Here is a 17,941-nt window from a genome sequence, read left to right as displayed (position 1 = left end):
TGCGGCCGGACAAGCAATTACGTTCAGAGACTGCCCTTTTCGGATGCCGCGGGCTGCGGTTCCTTCGTGCGGAGTGCCGGGAAGGTCGGGGTGCAAGCCTTACTTGTGTTGTTCGGTGCGTTCGGCTTTGATCGTCATGTGTCCGTCGTGGACGCCGATGTCGACGTCTGTGGCGGGGTCGACTCCGGGGAGTTCGGCGCGCAGGGTGTAGCGGCCCTTGTCGAGGTGTTCCTCGACGCGGATCGTGTGGCCTTAGAGGGAGGTCCAGGGGGGCATTCGGGTTCTATCGTTGCGTACTGCGGCGCAGGGGGTGACAGCGTGGACGGGAGGTGTGTGGTGAACCATTCGCGGGCCAGTACTGCAGCCCGTTCGAGGGTGCCGGGTTCTTCGAACAGGTGGGTGGCACCGGGCACGATCTCGATTCGGCACGTGCCCGGGATCACGGCCTGCGCGCGGCGATTGAGGTCGAGGACGGTTTCATCGCGGGAGCCGACGATCAACAGCGTGGGGGTTCGGACCTCGGTCAGACGCTCACCGGCGAGGTCGGCTCGGCCACCGCGGGAGACGATCGCCTTGATATCGACGTGGGAGTCGGTGCCCGCGCGCAGTGCTGCTGCGGCGCCCGTGCTGGCCCCGAAGTATCCGATCGGCAGACCGACGGTGTCCGATCGTGTCCCGAGCCACCGGGTGGCCGCGACGAGCCGCTCGGCGAGGAGGTCGATGTCGAATACCAGCGTGCGGTCGCCTTCTTCTGCGGCGGTGAGTAGGTCGAACAGGAGGGTGGCAAGTCCGGCCCGGTTCAGGATCTGGGCGACGTAGCGGTTGCGAGGGCTGTGGCGGCTGCTGCCGCTGCCGTGGGCGAACACGACTATCCCGATGGCGTTTTCCGGAACGACGAGGTGCCCGGCAAGCCGGACCCGGCCCACGTCGACCTCGATGTCGTCGTCGCGCATCGGCGGATCGTCACCGGTGTCCGGTGCCGTGGCGGCGGGTTCTCCGAAGCCGCTGCGTGCACGCTGCAATAGTTCGGTCACGTCTTCGTCGGTGGTCTGGGAAAACTCGTAGTATCCCTGTCCGACAGCGGAGAATCCTTTCGGGGTCTGCATGCACACGACCTCGTCGGCGTCCTCGGCGAGGTCGTCGATCCGGCGCGGCGACCCTATCGGGACTGCGACGACGACCCGCGCGGCGCCCTGTGCGCGCGCGACCTGGCACGCGGCCCGCGCGGTCGCACCGGTCGCCACGCCGTCGTCGACGATCAACGCAATCCGTCCCCCCAGCGGGATCCGGCCGAACTCCTCCCGCACTCGTTCAGCGCGGTGACGAAGTTCCGCCAACTGGGTGCGTTCGACGGCGGCGATATCGGTGACGGTCAGACCGACCCGACTGACGACTTCGGTGTTGATCACCCGTACGCCGCCCTCGCCGATCGCGCCGAAGGCCAGTTCGGGCTGGTACGGGACACCGAGCTTGCGGACCACGATCACGTCGAGAGGGGCGTGCAATGCCTTCGCGACTTCGAATGCGACCGGCACACCCCCTCGGGGTAACCCCAGTACCACGACGTCTCGTCCTCGAAACTCGCGCAGGCGTCTGGCCAGGCGTCGTCCCGCATCAGCGCGATCGGCGAATCCCATCAGAACCTCCTCGGGCCGGAACATTCTCAGGCCTGTTCCGAACCTACTTCCGTCCGACCCCGGCATTCCAGGGCCATTGGTCGCCAATCGCGGCCCCCGGCCGGCGCCGACCGGAGATGCCGCAACGTCACGTCGAGCGTGCCGGAGACGCTCCGATCAGTTCCAGCCACTCGGCGGCCCCCTGAGTGTCGGAACCGCTCCGAAACCCGACGTATCCGTCTGGGCGAACGATCACGATGCCGGTACCCGACCAGCTGCGAATTCGGTGGACCTGTAGCCGTCCGTCAGGCGCCGGCGGCATTCCCCACTGCGTGTCCCGATGTAGGAGCACCTGTACTGCCGGTGTCGCGATCAGGTCGTGCAGACGTTGCCGGCCGCCGTCGACGGTCACCTCCTCGTCCGGGATCCGCTCACCGGCCGGGGCGGCGACGCCGGAATCGCCGGACCCCTCGACCGACAGTGGACCGCGCCGATAGTGCCGGCGAAGCTGGGCGAGCACTCGCACCGCGTGCGCGACGAGCCGACGCCGCCGCAGCAGCACCGGGACCAGCGGTGCCCCTGCGGAGGAGAAGGCGCCGCGTAGAAGCGACGGCACCCGACCGCGGCCGGCCTCGGCCCAGAACAGCACGTGGGTCAGCAGCAGCACCTGGTGGGCGGCGGGTCGACGGTCCTCCGCATACGACCGCAACAGGGTGGCGTCGCCACCGGGCCGGAGGTGTGCCGCGAACGCGAGTTTCCACCCCAGGTCGGCAGAGTCCTGGATACCTGTGTTCATGCCCTGGCCGCCCGCCGGGGAGAAGGCATGAGCGGCGTCCCCTGCGAGAAAGACCGGCCCGCATCGATACCGGGACGCGACGCGGTGCTGGACCGGTACCCGCTCCGACCAGGCGATCCGGGTGATGCGGGCGTGCACGTCAGCCCTGTCGAGGATCTTCTGCAGGTGGTGTCGGTCGGTCGGGGCCTCCGCGCAGTTCGGGGGTTGGGCGGTGAGCACCCGCCAGCGAGCGGTTTCGCCCAGCGGCAGCAGGAACAGCAGCCCCTCACGGTGGACCGCGACGTGCGCGACGCCGGTCTGGACCTCACCGTCGAGTTCGACGTCGGCGAGGAGAATCTCGTGCGGGTACACCGACCCGTCCCAGGAGATGCCGGCCGTCGCGCGCACCGTGCTGGTGTTGCCGTCACACCCGACGAGGAACCGGGCCGCGACTTGTCGGCGGATGCCGTGATGCGTCACATCGCAGACGACTCCGTCGACTGCCCGGAAGGACTCGTACTGCGTCTCCCACTCCACCTCGACGCCACGGCCGCGGAGTGCTCGTCGCAGAACGGCTTCCACGTCGGCTTGCCGCACGAGCAGGAAATTCGGGAATGCGGTGTCCGGCAGCCGTATTTCACCCACGTCGACGGGCACACAGCGCCGACGCAGGTGGAGGTGCACCTGCGGGTTGGAGTCTCCGAGCGCGAGGAGTTCATCGGTCACACCGTGCGGCCGCAGTACTTCGAGGGTCCGGGACTGGACGAGGAAAGCCCGCGAGAATCGGGGTGCGTCGGGTCTGCGGTCGACGATGCGCACGTGTGCGCCGTGATCGTGAGCGATCAGCGCCGCGGCGAGTCCGGTCGGGCCTGCGCCGACGACGAGCACGTCGAGAGGCTGCCCGTCCGGCGCGGTCATCTCGGTTTCGTCTCCGTCCGGACGAGCCGCCACCACGCCGTGTCAGGCTGTGCGGTGTCCTCTCCTGACTCGGCGCGTTCGAGAACGTCGTCGCGAAGACGACCGGGCAAGATGCAGTATCGGATCGAGGACCGATGGCTCACCAGCGCGAGAGGCCACCACAACACCCGGACGTACTCCTCGGCGGAGCGTGCGCCGTCCCACTGGTAGAAACCGCGGTACCGGTCCTCTTCGTCCGCGGTGAGCCACAGCTTCGACACGAATCCGGGGAACCCCGCGAACAATGCTGTGTTGAGCAGGCTTTCGGCCCTGAACAGCGGGTGACCCCAGCCGTGGACACCGCGTAGTCGGAAGGAGACGACGAGGACCGCCGGATCGGGTGGAGACTCACCGCACATGACGGTCTCGCGGTAGACGACTCCGGTGGTGCCGTCAGCGAAGGTCATTCTCCGGCCCCTGTGCCGTTTCGGTTGGTGAAGACGGCGGCGGGCGAGGAGGTTCGCCGTACGCGCGGCACACCGGAACAATCTCGGCGCCGCAACCCGCAAGGGCACCGGTCGTGGTTCGGCGTCACGGATGGAGTGCTCTGCACCAGGATTGGAGACTGTCGTCGTCTCGTCCTCGCGCGCGACGGCCTCGCCGCCTCGCCCCTGATCCCGGTTCACCGCGGGGTTCCGTTCGACTTCGTATGCCATACGTCTACCATCGACGCTGCCTGCGGGGCGGCGCGAGGGCCGAAGGTCCCCGGCGGCCACTTCTCCGTTAGAAGACACCGAGATGTCGTTCGTCCGGGCTGCGCCTGGCGCGGGCGTCGCCAGGGTAGGACTCCTCACGGAGGGTATCCAGGACGACGGAGCCGTCCACGGTTTCCCTTTCCTCCAGCAGCGCGGTGAGGCGATCCAGGGCGGTGCGATGGCGGACGAGAAGATCGGTCGCCCGGGCTTCCGCCGCCCTGAGCAGCGCCGCCACCTCTTTGTCCACGACGCGCTGGGTCTGCTCGGAGTAGGGCCTGGTCAGCGCGGTGGCCGGGGGGTCGGCATGCAGGTACTCGGAGCTCTCCGACGCATATCCGACCGGGCCCAAGGCTTTCGACAGGCCGAACTCACGCACCATCCGTGTAGCCACAGCGGTCGCGCCGATCAGGTCGTTCGCGGCGCCGGTGGAGCCCTCACCGAACACGACGAGTTCCGCGGCCCGCCCCGCCACCCGCACGGCGAGCAGATCGGCGAGGTAGCTCTCGCTGTAGAGATGCCGTTCGACCTCGGGGAGCTGTTCGGTGGCGCCCAGCGCCATTCCAGCGGGCAGGATCGTCACCTTCGCCACCGGATCCGCGTGCGGGCACAGCGCGGCGAGCAGTGCATGACCGGATTCGTGGACTGCCACCGAATGGCGTTCCTCCGGTAGCAGCGCATTCGTGGTGTCGCGCCGCCCGAGCAGGACCCGGTCGCGTGCGGTGGCCAGATCCTGCGCGGAGATGACGGTCCGGTCTCCACGTACGGCGTTGATCGCGGCCTCGTTCACGACGTTCGCCAGGTCGGCGCCGGAGAATCCGGGGGTGCCCCGGGCGACGATGGTGAGATCGACGTCCGGACCGAGATGCTTGCCTCGGACGTGAACTGCGAGGATTGCTGCCCGTTCCGTCTGATTGGGGAGTGGAATCGTCACCCGGCGGTCGAACCGGCCGGGCCGCAGGAGCGCCGGATCCAGCGATTCCGGCCGGTTGGTGGCGGCGAGAACCACGATTCCCACGCTCTGGTCGAAACCGTCCATTTCTGCAAGTAATTGGTCATGAGGACTCCCCTGGGCCCCTGAGCTCCGGCCGCGGCATACTTCGCGGGATCGCGGAGGAAGTCGACGACCTCGCTGACTTCCTGCTTGACCCCTTCGTAGCCGGCGACATCGGCGAAACGGGTGGTTGGGCGTTTCGCCTCGATCACTCGCGCCTTGGAGCGGCCGAATGCGCCGGCACCACCGACTCCTCCGCTGAACGCGTGCTGCGCCCGCCGGGTGACCCAGAAGAACAGTGCGCCGAGAAGCACGAGCGGAAGCAGGCCACCCAGCAGGGCCCCCCACCCGTTGCCGGTCGCCTTCTTTGCGGTGATCTGGATGTTCTTGGCCTGCAGGCGCTGGTCGAGACCGGTCACATTCAGGGCCGTCGGGAGTTGGGTCACGAAGGATGTGTCGTCGGTGAGCGTTCCGTCGACACCGCCGTCGCCGTCGATGGTCACCGTCTTGACCGATCCGGAATCGACCCTGCCCAGGAAATCGCTGTATGACAGTGTCTGGCCGCCCGAGCCCGCCAGCGAGGCCACCAGGACCACCGCAAGCAGCATCCCGAAGAAGGCGAGCATCGGCCACCACGAACCGGCCGACGGGGCCGGTGGCGGGCCGGGGTCGGGCGGTGGGCCCGATCGTGCCGAACGGGACAGATTCCGGGGCGAGAATCGCAGTCGAGTGATCACGTCCGCTCCCGTTGCTCGTCCGAGCGTGGTCGCCCACGACCCAGAGCTGATCGGGTGCACGCCGCGACCCCTTGTTCGTTTTCTCGGTGCCCTCTCAGCGTCGCCGGACCGCGGCCCGGAAGACAGGGCCGAATGTCATCTCGCGGCCGAGGACGTCTCCGGTCGGATCGCGTGGCGGGTGCCACAAGTCGATGCCTAGTGGCCCCTCGGTAAAGGACCAAGTCCTCTCGGCCGGCCCGCGTACACCGGGTGCGATGGAACATAGACACGGGAAGACGCCCCACGACCCACCCCGACCAGGAGATACGTGAGGCGCCCGGCTCGGCTGAGGGAGATGGGATCGATGCTGCTGTTGCACCTTCTCGGCGGCTTGACCGACGAGGAAGTCGACCTCGTTGTCGCAGAGGAACTCGAACTCCTCGGATGCCCTGCCTGACAGACCAGCTCACGGGCTCGCCCCGTTCGCACCGCACGGCCTACACATGGACGACCGGGACCGGTTGCTAGAACGCCGAGGGATAGGTCTCCGGTGTTTCGCCTTCAACCCAGAGACTTGTGCGTTCGAGGGGCTCGACCGCCCTGGTCGTGTCGATATGGATTACCGCATCGAACTGATCCGAGATCCGGGTGTGGAAGTAGTGACTCTGCCGCTCGGTCTCGGGTCGGTAGATCACCCCTATCGCCCGCTGCAGTCTCGCAGCCCGCAGTGTCCTCGCGGCAGCGTTCCCCTCGTCTGTGCGCACGAGGAAGGACGGCTCTCCGAGTTCGTGGAAGAGTTCCTCGACGCTACCGGGCAACGCCGGGCGCACTTCCTTGCGTTCGGCCGGTCCACCCCACTGACTCGCCGCGGTGACCGAACCCTCGAACGTGGTGAACCCGATCAGCCGACAGGCGTCGGGATACGCTTCCCGCACCAGTTGCCCCACAGTCACTTCGCCGTGGGTTCCGGCCTCGGTTGCGCGCGCGTCGCCGACGTGCGAGTTGTGTGCCCACACCACTATCCGAGATGCTCTACCCGAGTGCCGGTCGAGGTGCGAGACGAGGGCTGCCAGTGTCTGAACCATATGACGATCCCGTAGGTTCCACGAGGACACGCGGCCACTGAACATCGTTCGGTAGTAGCCCTCGGCATGTACAGATCGAGACGTGGAGCGGTCGTTGTATTCCTTCAACCATCCGACGGAAACCGCTCGAACCCACGGAGAGCTTCTTCGGCGGTCGTGTCGTGACCCCCACCGCGCACGTAGCGGTTGACGCGGTAGGCGTCCGGCCAGTCGGCCTCCGCAGCAATCGCCGAGAATCCCTTGTCCTCGACTAGCCGTTTGGTGATTTCCGCGCGCGCCGCATAGAACTCGTGAGTGCCGTGCGAGCTTTCGCCGATCACCACGATCCGGGCGTCACCCACCAGATCGAGAAGCACGTTGAGCGAGGGGACACCGTCCGGGGCATCGAGCGCCGCGATACGTACAGCTGTTGCTGCCGAACCGAATTCGAGCGCCTTCGCATCACGAGCTGTCCCAGCGGAAGTGGGCGTGCGCAGGAGCGTCAGGACCTCACTGTCGGTGACCTGTGCGAAGTTCCAGAACGACTCGCCGACTGCGTGGAAGGGAAACGGCATCGTTGCGCACACCACGTCGTCACGTCGTCGACCATGGCGCCGAGGTCGCGGCAGGTGGACTCCGGCGCGGCGGGCACCGCCACCACGATCTGGGCAGGTTCCTGTCGGCGCAGTGAGTCGACGGCAGCGAACATACTCGCGCCGGTGGCGAGGCCGTCGTCGACGAGGATGACGATCTTGTCGGCGACGTCGGGAGGCGGTCGGTTCTCTCGGTAGACGGCTTCCCGTCGCAGCAGTTCCCGGCCCTCGCGATCGAGCTCCCGGCGGATCTGTTCCGGCGAGATTCGCAGGTCTCGTATCAAGTCGTCGTTGACCACCACGGTTCCGCCGCCGGCCAGTGCGCCCATCGCGAACTCCGCGTGGCCCGGCACACCGAGCTTACGCACGACGAAGGCGTCGAGGGGGGCACCCAACGAGGCTGCCACCTCCCACGCCACGGGGATGCCTCCCCGCGCCAGACCGAGCACGGTGACCTTGGGGTTGCCGCGAAAGCCCTCGAGGAGTCCTGCCAGGACCCGTCCGGCCTCCCGTCGGTCTTGAAATACTTGCTCCGGCCGCTCCGCCGGCGTCGCTGTGGTCGCGCTCATGTCACCCTGCTTCCCAGTGTCCGGACGCGTGTGTATTCCGTGCCCCAGTTCGATCCTTGCGGTGTCGATCCGGGAGGGAACAGGGCCGAAGTGCCTCTCTCCGCGAACGACCACCACCCTTGACGAAATGCCCCAACTAGTGACCGTCGGCCCTACTGCCATGCCGCCCAGCCGCCTTCGATGTAGACGTACCCGTTCGTCGACGTCGGAGCCGTCATGCCTGCCGTGATCATTCTCGCCGTAGTCGTTTCACGCGGGCTTCTCCTTGCCCTTTCCATGCGTGTCGTGACTCAGTACGAGCGAGGTGTTCATTTCCGACTCGGCTGCGGATCGTGACGATGCCGATCCAGTCTCAGATTGCCCAGACCACGCTTTCGCCCCGAGCCGATCCAGAGAAACGGAAAATGGAATGAGTGACGCCGCCCATCATCCTCGTCACATCGTTGTCGGGATCGACGGTTCGCGCGGTGCGCTGAACGCCGCCGCGTGGGCGACGGAAGTTGCTGCCCTTCATCGTGTTCCGTTGCGGCTGCTCTTCGTGCACGATCCCTCCGAAGGTGGGCGACGGGGCGAGGCACACCACGGGGAGCACGAGCGACAGCGAGCCCAGGACGCGCACATGCACCTCACCGAGGCCGCAGAAGTCGCCCGCCACGTCGCCGCCTCCGGACCCACGCGGCCCGGGACCACCGAAATCAGAATGGAGATGCGGGCGGGAACGTCCTTCACAACACTCCTCGAGGCCGCGGACGCGGCCGAACTGCTGGTGCTCGGCGCCAGGAGCGACTCGTCCTCCGCACCCGCGTCGATCGTGACGACCGCGGCGCTGATCGCACGCTCCGCCTGTCCAGTTGCGGTGGTCAGGCCTGGGTTTCGCCGCACCGGAGGGTCGACGGTGACAGGAGTGCGGTCGGACGGCGAACCGGACGTCCTGCACTATGCATTTCGGCACGCGCAACTGAGCGGGACCGTGCTGCGCGCTGTGCACTCCGTCGCGACCGGACCGAATTCGTCGATACCGGACCCCACCGCAGGTTCGGACGAGGCGCGAGATCGTCTCGATGCATGGTTGGCGCCGGAGAGCGGCCGCTTCCCCGAGGTCGTCGTGGACCCGATCACCACGGAGGCGCCGGCGGATGAAGTGTTGGTCCGCTACTCGTCGTCGGCCGGGTTGCTGATCGTCGGACGCGGTGTCCCCGCTGCACCGCGCGGAATACTCGGCCGCACGGCCACGGGCGTCCTCATGCACGCGGCGTGCCCGGTCATCTTTGCCGGTCCGCACCGCCGCCTTCGGTACGCAGGCAAGTGACCGTGGCACCCCACGACGGGCAGGCCGGGAGGACCGTGATGAGTCCCCTCCTGAGGATCAGCCGCGCACTGGGGGCCTTCGGGTTCGTCGTCGTTGCAGGCACGCTCGGGTATGTCGTCCTGGGCTTCGGCATTCTGGATGCGCTGTACCAAACCGTGACGACGATCAGCACGGTCGGGTTTCGTGAGGTCCACCCACTCGGTGCGGTGGGCCAGATCTTCACGATCCTGCTCATACTTGCGGGTGCCGGTACGGCGCTGTACACCTTCGGGGTAATCCTCGAAGCACTCATCGAGGGACATCTACGTCAGCACATGGAGCGTCGGCGAATGGACAGACACATCAGCCGGATGACCGGGCACGCGATCATCTGTGGTTTCGGCCGGGTCGGACGGGCCGGAGCGCAGTATCTGGCCACGCTCGGGATGCCGGTCGTCGTCGTCGATCGAGATCCGGAGCGCCTCGCCGACCTCGACGTCCCGACAGTAGTCGGGGATGTCACTGACGACGAGGTTCTCGAAGCGGCGGGAATCGGCCGTGCCCACGCTCTGATCACGGCGCTCGACACCGACGCGGACAATGTCTACGTCACCCTCTCGAGCCGCGCGTTGCGGCCGGACCTGATAATCATCGCCCGAGCGCGCAACGACGGTTCGACATCCAAGCTGATTCGGGCGGGAGCAAACCGCGTCGTCAACCCTCAGCTCATCGGGGGGCGCCGGATGGGTGCCTTCGCGCTCCAGCCACACGTCGCCGAGTTCCTGGACGTCGTGATGCACGACGAGACACTGGACTACCGGATCGAGGAGGTCGAGGTCTCGGCTGGTTCGCCGCTGGCCGGGCGGACGCTGGCGGAAGCGGACCTCGCGGCGGCCACCGGCTCGCTGTTGATGGCGTTGCGGTCACCGACGGGGCAGTTCATTGCCAATCCCCCGCTGGAGCGACGTCTGGACCCGGGCACCATTGTCATTGCACTCGGAACGGCGCCGCAGCTCGATGCGCTTCGCCGCGAGGTCAAGCAGAGCGAGGGAATCGGCTCACCCTGAACGGTTTCCGGCCCTTCATCGTGCCTCCTCCGGGGTGCGGCGAGCCCACCGGAAATACGCAATGGGTCCGATGAAGTTCACCGCGATCACGGCAGCCCAAGTAGTTCGGCTCCCCCTGATCTCGCGGGGATCACGCTTCGCCAGATCCGCCCAGGCCGCCACGGCCAGCCCCAATTGCACCGCCGCCGCCACGACCAGCGCGGCGCGCTGCGGCGTTGTCAGACTCGCCCACCTCACACGCCTCTTCAATGGACTCATCGTTGCTCCTCCGATCTCACCTCCACCGGCCCGGCACCGCGAGAGCAATGCCTCCGCGGCGCCGACCACTGGATCTAGGTCCGTCTTTCCGTGTCCCGGGTCGATTCGGCGGCGATGGTGCCTGCCCACGCGCACACGTCCGACCAGTCCCGGGCGTCGCCGTAGTGCCCACCCATGAGCGTGAAGACGACTCGCCCGAATCCTGGCCAATCACCCGGGGCGATCGCCCCGGCGAAGAATCGGTGGTCGCGCACGTCGGCCGCATCCCGCAGCAACTGCACCGCTCGAGGCTCCGGTGTCATGCGACGCAGAAGACGCGCCAGCCGCTTGGACAGGGTCGTACTGGTGACGCCCACCGACGACACCGAGAACGCCCATACTGGCTTCCCCTCGAATTGCGACCGCAGGCGCTCGACCGCGTCGGACGCGTCGGCGAGCCACTGCCCGTCATGGATCGCGCTTCCGAGAACGATCACGTCGTAGGAGTGCACGTGTGACACATCCGCGGCCGCCCGCACATCGACTTCCTGCCCGAAACCTTCGATACACGACCCGAGTCTCTCGGCTATCCCGCGGGTCGAGCCCTTCGCTGTCGCGTACGCCACCAGTACTTTCATGGGCGCGGCCTTTCCGGAGAGGTGTCGGCACCGGAATCGTCACCGCCCAGGTGAGGCCTGGGCTCATCTGGCTCGAACGGTCCCTGATCGAGGCGGAACGGTGGGTACTCGTCCCGCATCAGGGTCGCGTAGGCCGCGACGCGAAACGCCCAGCGGTTGATGCCCATCACGAAGTCGAAAAGACCGTGTGGGTACCGTCCGGTGAAGAGAAGCGCAATTGCCGAGAAGGTCACCACGAGACCGAGCAGAGAACCGAAGAGCCACGTCTGCCCGTAGTGCGCACCGTCGGTGGCGAACGCTCCGGCACGCCAGCTCCCGAACCACCCTCCCGCGAGTAGCGACAGGATCAGGTAGTGCGGGATCGCCAACAGCCACCACTTCACGAGCACCAGTCCGCGGGACAGCCGCACGGGATAATCGACGTCGAAGTCCGCCGGATAGTCGGTACGTTTCAGGGTGAAGGGTGGGTAGCGGTCCGTCGCCAGGGCCGAGTAGGTATAGAACTGCACGCGCCACCACCACCGGAGAACGCCGACGCCGAAGTCGAAGAGTGCCCGAGGATACCGCGCCGTGAACAGGATCACGAATCCGGACACCAGGGTGGTGACGACGAACGCGACCCCGAGGAAGAAGAGCACGAAGTAGTGCGGGATCGCCAGTAACCACTTCACCAGCCACAGCCATCGCGACAGTGGCTCGTCGAGTTCACCCACGAGACGGGTGGGATAGACGGTCCATGGAACCTGAGGGTGGGTGACGTCGCCGGCGAACGTGTCGCCGGCTGCATCCCGTCCGACGGGATGCGGTTGCGGCGGACCGTGCCGACCCAGACCGATCGCTCCTGCCACGATCAACGGGATTCCGATGATCAGAAAGACGACTGCGCCGATCAGGACACTCAGAGCGAGCGGTCCGAGGAAGGTGAGGCGTGCCCCGGCCTGAATGTCGGCGGACACCCCGGGGGCGGCGTCGGCATTCATCACGACAGCCGTCCAGGCACCCTGCTGCAGCTCCCAGCGCACTTCTTGTGTGCCGGGACCCGCTGAAGAGGTCGACCAGAACGACTGCGCCCCTGGTGCTTCCGCGGGCCGGTTTCCAGGAATCTGCCGATAGGTCGGTCGGAACGGATCGAAGTGCACGTCTGTCACCTCGGTGCGAGCAACGTCGGTGAAGTACTTGTCGACCTCGTCACGAGGGCCGATCCCGATGAAGATCTCCTGGCTGGGATCGGTCGCGGTGGCTCGCAGCAGTACCCGGCCGAGGTCCTCGGTGCTGAACCCTTCCGGCAAGTCGGCGCCCTCGAAGAGATCGACCTTCTCCGATACCAGGGCACTTTCACTCGTCTCGAAGTGCTCACGCGGCGAGGTGAAGTGCCCACCGTCGCGTTGCATGAAGTAGGCCCACCCCAGAAACACCGCGGCAGTGAGCAGCGCGAACCCGGTCAGGGCGCTCAGACAGCCCAAGACGAGAACAGCCACTCTGCCGGTTCGCACAGGAAATTCCTCCCGGTCCGTGTCCCCGAAGTCTCAGTGTGGGTCCTGGCTCCATCGGCCCGTCAGGGTCCTTGGTCACCACCTCGCCCGACCGGTCGCGCGTGTTTGCGGCAACGAAAGAACGCGGACGAAAGGCCCTAGTACACCGGCCGGTGGATCAGCGACAGTTGGGCAGGACAGGAGCCGACATGCACCACGTCATAGAAGTGCACAGTCTTCACAAATACTTCGGTCACGTTCACGCACTGGACGGGTTGGATCTCACCGTCGACACCGGCGAGATCCACGGCTTCCTCGGGCCGAACGGTTCCGGAAAATCCACCACCATCCGTGTACTGCTCGGGATCCTGCGTGCCACGTCGGGTCAGGCCCGGATGCTCGGTCGCGATCCGTGGTCCGATGCAGTCGCGCTGCACCGTGAAGTGGCCTACGTGCCCGGCGACGTCACACTGTGGCCGTCCTTGTCCGGCGGCGAAACGATCGACCTGCTGGCACGATTGCGCGGCGGACTCGACGAACAACGCCGCGGAGAACTCATCGATCGGTTCGACCTGGATCCGCGCAAGAAGGCGCGGAGCTACTCCAAAGGTAACCGGCAGAAGGTAGCCCTGGTGTCGGCCCTCTCGTCGCAGGCCAGGGTTCTGCTCCTCGACGAACCCACCTCCGGTCTGGACCCATTGATGGAGCAAGTCTTCCGCGAGTGCGCCCGCGAAGCGGTCGACCGCGGCGCCACCATCCTGTTGTCGAGCCACATCCTCTCCGAGGTCGAGGCGCTCTGCCATCGGGTGACGATCATCCGTGAAGGCAAGACAGTCGACAGCGGCGCCGTCGACTCGATGCGTCACCTCAGCCGCACTTCGATCACCGCCGAACTGCTCGGCGACCCGGGCGACCTGCACCACATCCCCGGCGTCGCGGATATCGTGATCAACGGCAGCACGCTGCATTGTCAGGTCGACAGCGCAGGCCTCGGCCAGCTGATTCGGGTGCTCGGGGACACGGGCGTCCGAAGCCTGGTCAGCACGCCGCCCACGTTGGAGGAGTTGTTCCTGCGGCACTATCGGGTGGGTGGCGCCCCGGACGAGCCGACAGCCGGCAGGGTGAAGGAGCGGACATGACCACCGCGTCAGTGACCGGCCCCCGCGACGCCGCCGGGGTGCGCGCGGGTCTCACTGCGCACTTCGCCGGCACACTGCACCTTCTTCGACTCTGCCTGCGCCGCGACAGGGTCGTGCTTCCGTTGTGGACCGTGATCATCGGCGTACTGATGCCGATCACCTATGCCGGCAGCATCAAATCGGTCTACCCGACGCCTACCGATCTGGCGAAGTTTGCGGCGGCGACCGCCGCCAGTCCCGCCCAGATCGCCATGTACGGACCCATATTCAACCCCAGTCCCGGGGCGGTGGCGATCTGGAAAGCCGGGGCGCTGTACACCGTGATCGCCGTCGCGGTGATCTTGACCGTGATCCGGCATACCCGGGCCGAGGAGGAATCCGGTCGCGCCGAGCTGATCGATTCGACCGCGGTCGGCCGGTACGCCGGACTGACCGCCGCGATCGTCGTGGCCGCGGGTGCGTCGATCGTGACGGGAACCGCATTCGCCGTCGTGTTGCGTATGTTCGACCTGCCGCTGGCCGGCTCGATCGGCTACGGTGCCGCCCTGGCCGCAAGCGGTCTCGTGTTCACCGGGGTGGCGGCCGTCGCCGCGCAGTTGACCACCTCCGCCCGCACGGCCCGCGGCGTCGCGCTGGGCGCACTCGGGGTGTTCTTTGCGCTCCGCGCCGTCGGTGATGCCGGTTCCGGGACACTGTCGTGGTTGTCGCCGCAGGGCTGGTCGTTGCAGCTGCGCCCGTTCGCCGAGGAACGCTGGTGGGTTCTCCTGCTGCATCTGGCAGCATCCGCGGGATTGATCACGACCGCCTACGTGCTGCTGCGCTGCCGCGACGTCGGTGGCGGACTCATCGCGGAACGCCCCGGCGGCGGGACCGCCGGGCCGGCTCTGGCGGGGCCCGTCGGTCTGGCGTGGCGGATGCACCGCGGGACGCTGCTCGCGTGGACCGTCGCCCTGCTTCTGTACGGGCTGTTGTTCGGCAGTGCCGCCCACGGACTCGGCAACCAACTCGGCGACAGCCGGACGATCAACGACTTCCTTGCCCGCCTCGGCGGAAATGCAACCGTGGAGGACGTCTTCGTCGCCTTCGCGCTCACCATGCTGGGCATCGCCGCGTCGGCATACGCGATTTCCGCCGCCCTCCGGCTTTATTACGAGGAAGCCGCGCAACGCGGCGAGCCGGTGATCGCGGGAGCGGTCGGCCGCGTCCGGTGGGCACTGAGCCACCTGCTGTTCGCGGTGCTCGGCCCGGCCGTCGCCATCGTCGTCGCCGGGGTCGCCGTCGGAGTGACGTACGGCGCGTCCGTCGGGGGCATCGCGGACAAGCTTCCCGCGACGGTCGCCGGCGCACTGGTTCAACTTCCCGCGATCTGGATAGCGGCCGGAGTAGCCGTGGCACTGTTCGGACTGCTGCCCCGCCTCGCACCCGCCGCATGGGCCGTCTATGTAGCGTTCATCCTGATCTTCACGGTCGGCTCCCTCGCCGGCCTCCCGGCCTGGGGCCTCGACCTGGAACCATTCGGTCACCTTCCGAAACTTCCTGGTGGGGCGTTCGACCCGGCACCGATCGTGTGGGAATCGGTCATCGCGGCCGCACTCGTCACAGTCGGATTGATCGGCTTCCGCCGACGCGACCTGAGGTGACCGATCTCGGTAGCGACTCTCGGCGGCGAACGCGGGACGTCAGTTCAGCGCAGCCCGCACCACCAGTGTGAACGTCGGCCGCGGATCCGTGGTGTCCCACCGGGCGATGCGATGCAGGATCACCCCCTCTGCGCAGGCCATGACCGCGGTGGCGGCGGTCTGCGGATCCCGTGCTCCCAGCCGGTGGAATGCCGAGGCGGCCGACGCCTCCATGGCTGTGCGTCCGCGCGCCAGCGCCTCCCGGAGAGCAGGGTCGTGGCTAGCCTCCAGGAACAGGACCAGCCGGGCGGCGGTGACGGTTCGGTTGGCGACGGTCGTGTAGTCGATCAGACGGCAGAGCGCGTCGACGAGGTCGTCTGCGGATGTCGGTGCCAGCACGCCGACTTCGGACATCTCGCGTTCCACGATCGCGTCGAGGGTGCCGGTGAGCAGCGCCGCCCGGGTACGGAAGTAGTTGGACGTGGTTCCCTTCGGCAGGTCGGCGCGTTCGTCGACCCGGGCGTGGGTGAGCGATCGCAGACCCTCAGTTCCGACCAGGTCGATCGCTGCGTCGAGCGCTCTCGTTCTCGTTGGCGTCACACCGCTACTATAAACATAGTGACTTTGCACTATGATCGTAGTAGCGTGAGGTGATGAGACACGAGGCCCGCGAAAGCCACGGACTTTCCGGCCCGAACGGCGAGCCGGACAACACCTTTCCTGCGTTGGACGGTGTCCGGCACCGCTACCTCCGACTCCCCGGCCTGCGCATGCACGTGGCCGAGGCCGGTCACGGCGAACCGGTGGTGCTGCTCCACGGCTTCCCCCAGCACTGGTGGGAGTGGCGCGGGGTACTCCCGGGGCTGGCCGCGCACTACCGGGTGATCTGCCCGGATCTGCGCGGTGCCGGCTGGACCGACGCCCCACCCACGGGATACGACCGCGAGCAGTTGCTCGCCGACGTCGTGGCCCTGCTGGACACGCTCGAACTCCACCGGGTCTGCCTGATCGCGCACGACTGGGGCGCACTGCTCGGATACGAGCTGTGCCTGAGCGCGCCCCACCGTGTCCGGAAGTACGTGAGCCTCGGTGTCCCCCACCCGTTCGTGCGGTTCGACCCACGGCTGCTGCTGACGATCGCCCGGCACGGCTGGTTCCAACCCGTGATCGCCGCACCGTTCTTCGGTCCACGCCTGCTCGGCCGGGGACATCAACGGCTGACCTACCACCTGCTGCGGGGTTTCACCACGAACCGGAAGGGACTGCCCCGGCTCTGGTTGACACCTGACCTGTGAGGGATCTGCCCTCACAGTGGAAGGATGATCGACATGCCGAAGCCGTATCCCGAGGAGTTCCGCCGCGACGTCGTCGCCGTGGCCCGCAAACGCGAAGCCCCGCTGGAACAGATCGCGAAGGACTTCGGGATCTCCGAGACTTGCCTGAAGAACTGGCTGCGCAAGGCCGACATCGAGGACGGCACCCGACCCGGCCCCACACGGGACGAATCCGACGAGCTCCGCGAGGCCCGCAAACGTGTCCGGCTGCTCGAACAGGAAGCGGAGGTGATGCGCCGGGCGGTGGCCTACCTATCGCGCGATGTCAACCCAAAATGATGTTCCCGCTGGTCCGTGAACTTGCCGCCGACGGTATCGCCGTCGCGGTGACCTGCCGGGTGCTGGGATTCTCCCGGCAAGCGTTCTACAAGTGGAACACCGATCCCGTCTCACAGCGGGATTGGGACGATGCCCATCTGATCAACGCCGCACGCGATATCCACGCCGGCGACCCGGAGTTCGGATACCGGTTCATCGCCGACGAACTACCCACCCACGGCATCGTCGCCGGCGAGAACCGCGTCCACCGGCTGTGTTCGCAGCAGCGGATCTTCTCGGTGTTCGCCAAGAAGCGAGGACTTCATCGTCGATCCGGGCCCCCGGTCCATGACGACCTCGTCAGGCGGAAGTTCACCGCCCAGCAGCCCGACCGGTTGTGGTTGACCGACATTCCCCCAAGCACTCCGTGCAGGAGGTGCCCCCACCGAGCACTGGACCGACGAGGGCAAGCTCTACCTCTGCGCGATCAAGGACTGCTTCTCCACCCGGATCGTCGGCTATTCGATCGCCGACCGGATGACCGCGGACCTGGCATGTTCGGCGCTGCGAAATGCCATTGCGCTCCGCCACCCGGACGGCACCGTCGTACATTCCGATCGCGGCAGCCAGTTCCGTTCCGGAATCTTCGTAGAATTGCTGACCTGCAATGGTTTACAAGGATCAATGGGGAAGGTTGGGGCATGTGGTGACAATGCCGCGATGGAATCGTTCTTCGCGTTGCTGCAACGCAACGTCCTCGACCGGCGCCACTGGAGCAGCCGTGCGGAACTACGGTTGGCGATCGTCGAGTGGATTGAGAAGACCTACCACCGGCGTCGCCGGCAACGCGGTCTCGGTCGACTGACACCCGTCGAATATGAGACGCTCCATCAGACCGCACACGCGGCCTGAA

At 67.0% G+C, this 17,941-nt stretch carries 13 protein-coding genes and 4 pseudogenes; 6 read left to right on the top strand and 11 right to left on the bottom strand.

The window, feature by feature from the left end; genetic code table 11:
* Positions 1-108: 108 nt before the first annotated feature.
* The 7 genes and pseudogenes from WKC72_RS23185 to WKC72_RS23155 all read right to left on the bottom strand — a co-directional run.
* Positions 109-219, bottom strand: a pseudogene (locus WKC72_RS23185) (Hsp20/alpha crystallin family protein); the annotation flags it as partial.
* A 107-nt stretch (positions 220-326) separates the two neighbouring features.
* A pseudogene (locus tag WKC72_RS23180) lies at positions 327-1,637 on the bottom strand (alpha/beta family hydrolase); the annotation flags it as partial.
* A 127-nt stretch (positions 1,638-1,764) separates the two neighbouring features.
* The gene (locus WKC72_RS23175) at positions 1,765-3,309 is read right to left on the bottom strand and encodes an FAD-dependent monooxygenase (protein ID WP_370179456.1); all 1,545 of its coding nucleotides are present in this window, start codon (positions 3,307-3,309) and stop codon (positions 1,765-1,767) included.
* Positions 3,306-3,755 carry a hypothetical protein gene (locus tag WKC72_RS23170; RefSeq protein ID WP_054245590.1) on the bottom strand — a complete coding sequence of 150 codons (450 nt, stop codon included), beginning with the start codon at positions 3,753-3,755 and terminating at the stop codon, positions 3,306-3,308. The genes WKC72_RS23175 and WKC72_RS23170 overlap by 4 nt, the downstream gene beginning before the upstream one ends.
* 316 nt (positions 3,756-4,071) lie before the next feature.
* Positions 4,072-5,079, bottom strand: coding sequence for an AAA family ATPase (locus WKC72_RS23165; protein WP_370179454.1), 1,008 nt, complete (start codon positions 5,077-5,079; stop codon positions 4,072-4,074).
* Positions 4,971-5,771: an ATP-dependent metallopeptidase FtsH/Yme1/Tma family protein gene (locus WKC72_RS23160; RefSeq protein ID WP_370179452.1), complete on the bottom strand. Its 801-nt coding sequence runs from the start codon at positions 5,769-5,771 to the stop codon at positions 4,971-4,973. Before WKC72_RS23160 ends, WKC72_RS23165 begins: the two co-directional genes overlap by 109 nt.
* Positions 5,772-6,274: 503 nt before the next feature.
* Positions 6,275-7,976, bottom strand: a pseudogene (locus WKC72_RS23155) (erythromycin esterase family protein).
* Positions 7,977-8,385: 409 nt separating this feature from the next.
* Between WKC72_RS23155 and WKC72_RS23150 the strand changes: the two are divergent.
* Complete coding sequence (locus tag WKC72_RS23150) at positions 8,386-9,285, top strand: universal stress protein (RefSeq protein WP_370179450.1); 900 nt, start codon at positions 8,386-8,388, stop codon at positions 9,283-9,285.
* 38 nt (positions 9,286-9,323) lie between these two features.
* Positions 9,324-10,331: a TrkA family potassium uptake protein gene (locus tag WKC72_RS23145; RefSeq protein WP_370179448.1), complete on the top strand. Its 1,008-nt coding sequence runs from the start codon at positions 9,324-9,326 to the stop codon at positions 10,329-10,331.
* A gap of 15 nt (positions 10,332-10,346) precedes the next feature.
* Here WKC72_RS23145 and WKC72_RS23140 read toward each other — a convergent pair whose 3' ends face one another.
* The 3 genes from WKC72_RS23140 to WKC72_RS23130 all read right to left on the bottom strand — a co-directional run bounded on the left by WKC72_RS23140 (position 10,347) and on the right by WKC72_RS23130 (position 12,699).
* Positions 10,347-10,589: a PLDc N-terminal domain-containing protein gene (locus tag WKC72_RS23140; RefSeq protein WP_370179445.1), complete on the bottom strand. Its 243-nt coding sequence runs from the start codon at positions 10,587-10,589 to the stop codon at positions 10,347-10,349.
* Between the two features lie 74 nt (positions 10,590-10,663).
* Positions 10,664-11,206, bottom strand: a complete 543-nt coding sequence (locus tag WKC72_RS23135; protein ID WP_247249685.1) for a flavodoxin domain-containing protein — start codon at positions 11,204-11,206, stop codon at positions 10,664-10,666.
* A complete protein-coding gene (locus tag WKC72_RS23130; RefSeq protein ID WP_370179443.1) occupies positions 11,203-12,699 on the bottom strand; it encodes a DUF4389 domain-containing protein in 1,497 nt (498 codons plus the stop codon). Before WKC72_RS23130 ends, WKC72_RS23135 begins: the two co-directional genes overlap by 4 nt.
* Before the next feature lie 188 nt (positions 12,700-12,887).
* Here WKC72_RS23130 and WKC72_RS23125 point away from each other — a divergent pair, with 188 nt between their 5' ends.
* On the top strand, positions 12,888-13,817 hold the full coding sequence (locus WKC72_RS23125) for an ATP-binding cassette domain-containing protein (protein WP_370179440.1): 930 nt from the start codon (positions 12,888-12,890) through the stop codon (positions 13,815-13,817).
* On the top strand, positions 13,814-15,457 hold the full coding sequence (locus WKC72_RS23120) for an ABC transporter permease (RefSeq protein ID WP_370179438.1): 1,644 nt from the start codon (positions 13,814-13,816) through the stop codon (positions 15,455-15,457). The genes WKC72_RS23125 and WKC72_RS23120 overlap by 4 nt, the downstream gene beginning before the upstream one ends.
* 39 nt (positions 15,458-15,496) lie before the next feature.
* Here the strand turns inward: WKC72_RS23120 and WKC72_RS23115 are convergent, their stop codons facing one another.
* Complete coding sequence (locus WKC72_RS23115) at positions 15,497-16,036, bottom strand: TetR/AcrR family transcriptional regulator (RefSeq protein ID WP_370179436.1); 540 nt, start codon at positions 16,034-16,036, stop codon at positions 15,497-15,499.
* A 53-nt stretch (positions 16,037-16,089) separates the two neighbouring features.
* Here WKC72_RS23115 and WKC72_RS23110 point away from each other — a divergent pair, with 53 nt between their 5' ends.
* A complete protein-coding gene (locus WKC72_RS23110) occupies positions 16,090-16,731 on the top strand; it encodes an alpha/beta fold hydrolase (RefSeq protein ID WP_370179434.1) in 642 nt (213 codons plus the stop codon).
* Between the two features lie 33 nt (positions 16,732-16,764).
* Positions 16,765-17,940: pseudogene (locus WKC72_RS23105) on the top strand (IS3 family transposase).
* Position 17,941 lies beyond the last annotated feature (1 nt).

Origin of the sequence: Rhodococcus wratislaviensis (assembly GCF_041228765.1) — a bacterium.
GTDB classification, from domain to species: Bacteria; Actinomycetota; Actinomycetes; order Mycobacteriales; family Mycobacteriaceae; genus Rhodococcus_F; species Rhodococcus_F wratislaviensis.
Note: the sequence above shows the minus strand (reverse complement) of the source record. Positions and strands in the feature narration are given on the sequence as shown.

What these genes read in the sequence shown, in the direction of transcription:
- WKC72_RS23120 (WP_370179438.1), top strand. Translation starts at nt 13,814, where the DNA reads ATGACCACCGCGTCAGTGACCGGCCCCCGCGACGCCGCCGGGGTGCGC.
- WKC72_RS23140 (WP_370179445.1), bottom strand. Translation starts at nt 10,589, where the DNA reads ATGAGTCCATTGAAGAGGCGTGTGAGGTGGGCGAGTCTGACAACGCCG.
- WKC72_RS23125 (WP_370179440.1), top strand. Translation starts at nt 12,888, where the DNA reads ATGCACCACGTCATAGAAGTGCACAGTCTTCACAAATACTTCGGTCAC.
- WKC72_RS23135 (WP_247249685.1), bottom strand. Translation starts at nt 11,206, where the DNA reads ATGAAAGTACTGGTGGCGTACGCGACAGCGAAGGGCTCGACCCGCGGG.
- WKC72_RS23150 (WP_370179450.1), top strand. Translation starts at nt 8,386, where the DNA reads ATGAGTGACGCCGCCCATCATCCTCGTCACATCGTTGTCGGGATCGAC.
- WKC72_RS23170 (WP_054245590.1), bottom strand. Translation starts at nt 3,755, where the DNA reads ATGACCTTCGCTGACGGCACCACCGGAGTCGTCTACCGCGAGACCGTC.
- WKC72_RS23175 (WP_370179456.1), bottom strand. Translation starts at nt 3,309, where the DNA reads ATGACCGCGCCGGACGGGCAGCCTCTCGACGTGCTCGTCGTCGGCGCA.
- WKC72_RS23110 (WP_370179434.1), top strand. Translation starts at nt 16,090, where the DNA reads ATGAGACACGAGGCCCGCGAAAGCCACGGACTTTCCGGCCCGAACGGC.
- WKC72_RS23165 (WP_370179454.1), bottom strand. Translation starts at nt 5,079, where the DNA reads ATGGACGGTTTCGACCAGAGCGTGGGAATCGTGGTTCTCGCCGCCACC.
- WKC72_RS23145 (WP_370179448.1), top strand. Translation starts at nt 9,324, where the DNA reads ATGAGTCCCCTCCTGAGGATCAGCCGCGCACTGGGGGCCTTCGGGTTC.